General features: G+C 73.6%; 3 protein-coding genes. All 3 read left to right on the top strand.

All coding sequences use genetic code 11. The annotated features are described in order from the left end of the window. Positions 1-1,110, top strand: a 1,110-nt coding sequence (locus AC1D12_RS31520; RefSeq protein WP_477845120.1) for an ATP-binding protein, incomplete at its 5' end; no start/stop codon positions are given. A gap of 54 nt (positions 1,111-1,164) precedes the next feature. Next, positions 1,165-1,923, top strand: a complete 759-nt coding sequence (locus tag AC1D12_RS31525; protein WP_477828012.1) for a winged helix-turn-helix domain-containing protein — start codon at positions 1,165-1,167, stop codon at positions 1,921-1,923. A 13-nt stretch (positions 1,924-1,936) separates the two neighbouring features. Continuing rightward, positions 1,937-2,188, top strand: a 252-nt coding sequence (locus AC1D12_RS31530; RefSeq protein WP_477845121.1) for a PAS domain-containing protein, incomplete at its 3' end; no start/stop codon positions are given.

A 2,188-nucleotide genomic window follows, 5' to 3' on the forward strand; every position in this document is an offset into this window, starting at 1 on the left:
CACCTGCTGCAGGTGATCGACGACATCCTCGACCTCTCGAAGAACGAGGCCGGCCGCATGGACCTGGAGCGCACCGGTTTCTCGTTGCATGCGCTGCTCGCACGCGCCCGCAGCCAGGTGGCCGAGCGGGCGCTGGCCAAGGGGCTCGCGCTGTCGCTGCGCGCCGACGACGACGTGCCCGACCTGCTGCATGGCGACCCGACCCGGCTGCTGCAGGCGATGCTGAACCTGCTGAGCAATGCAGTGAAGTTCACCGCGCACGGCAGCGTCGCGCTGCGCGTGCTGCGGCTGGCCGACGATGCGGCCGGCGTGCGGCTGCGCTTCGCGGTGCGCGACACCGGCATCGGCATCGCGGCCGACCAGTTCGAGCGGCTGTTCGAGGCCTTCGTGCAGGCCGACACCTCGACCACGCGGCGCTTCGGCGGCACCGGGCTGGGCCTGGCGATCACGCAGCGCCTGGCCGCGATGATGGGCGGCGAGGTCGGCGTGAGCAGCGAGCCGGGGCAGGGCAGCGAGTTCTGGTTCACCGCGTGCCTGGCGCATGGCGCCGCGGCTGGCGCGGACCGGCGCGGCGACGATGACGCCGACGGCGACGGCATGCGGGCCGATCCGCGGCTGCCGTGCGCAGAAGCCGCGCTGCGCGCCCGGCAGGGCCGGCTGCGCGTGCTGGTGGTGGAGGACAACCCGGTCAACCAGGAGGTGGCGTGCGAGGTGCTGCGGGCGGTCGGCGTCGACGCCGAGCTCGCCTGCGACGGCGCGCAGGCGCTGGAGCGCGTGCAACGCGAGCAGTTCGCGCTGATCCTGATGGACATGCAGATGCCCGGCATGGACGGGCTGGAGGCGACGCGGCGCATCCGCGCGCTCGGCGACCGCACGCCGATCCTCGCGATGACGGCCAACGTGTTCGACGAGGACCGCGCCGCGTGCCTGGCCGCCGGGATGGACGGCCATGTCGCGAAGCCGGTCGAGCCGGCGGCGCTGTACGAAACCCTGCGCCGGCACCTCGGGCTGCCGCAGGTCGACGCGGCGCCCCATGCAGAACGGGCCGCGAGCGAATCCGCAGGAGATGACGCCCCGCTGACGCCGTGCGGCGCGATCCGCCGCGTATAGTGCGGCGGGGCGGTCGCWGGGGCCGCCGCCGACCGCGCACCAGGGGGGCATTTCGTGACATCGCAGGGGGTTCCGCACCACATCGCCGTGCTCGACGACGAGGTCGACATCACCCAGTTGCTCGCCAACTACCTCGGCGGGCAGGGGTTCCGGGTGTCGCAGGTGCACCAGGGCCGCGCGCTCGATGCCTTGATGGCCGCCGACACGCCGTCGCTGGTGCTGCTGGACCTCGGCCTGCCCGGCGAGGACGGCTTCGCGATCGCACGGCGGCTGCGCGAGCACCACCAGTGCGGGCTGATCATCATCACCGGCCGCGGCGACGCGGTCGACAAGGTGGTCGGGCTGGAGATCGGCGCCGACGACTACGTGACCAAGCCGTTCGACCTGCGCGAGCTGCTCGCGCGGATCAAGTCGGTGCTGCGGCGCGTGGCCGCCCCGGCGGTCGTGGCGACCGCCCCGGCAGCGCCCGCGGCCAGCGTGACGGCGGCGCCGCCCGAGCGGCTGCGCTTCCTCGACTGGGAGCTCGACCTCGCTGCGCGCCGGCTGGCCAACCGGGCTGGCGTCGAGGTGGTGCTGACCGGCGGCGAGTTCGACCTGCTGAGCGTGTTCGTGCGCCACCCGGGGCGGGTGCTGTCGCGCGATTTCCTGCTCGAGAGCACGCGCGGCCGCGAGGCGGCGCCGTTCGACCGCACGATCGACGTGCAGGTGGGGCGCCTGCGCAAGAAGCTCGAAGCCGACCCGGAGAGCCCGCAGCTGATCAAGTCGGTGCGCAGCGCCGGCTACATGCTGGCGGTGCCGGTCGTCGGCGCCTGAACCGGAGCCCCCGATGCCGCCGCACAACCTGCCGCCGCCGACGCCGGAAGAGGGGCGCCTGTTCCGCTCGCTGTTCTCGGCCTACCCCGATGCGCTGCTGCTGGTCGATGCGCAGGGCCTGATCGTGCGGGCCAACCCGGCGGCGGCCACGTTGCTGGGTTACGAGCTCGCGGAAATCGTCGGCCTGCCGGTCGATGCGCTGGTGCCCGACAGCATCCGCCCACGCCACGCGGCCTACCGCGGCGCCTACGGCATGAGCCCGAAG

This window comes from Rhizobacter sp. P1_G5 (assembly GCF_056405435.1).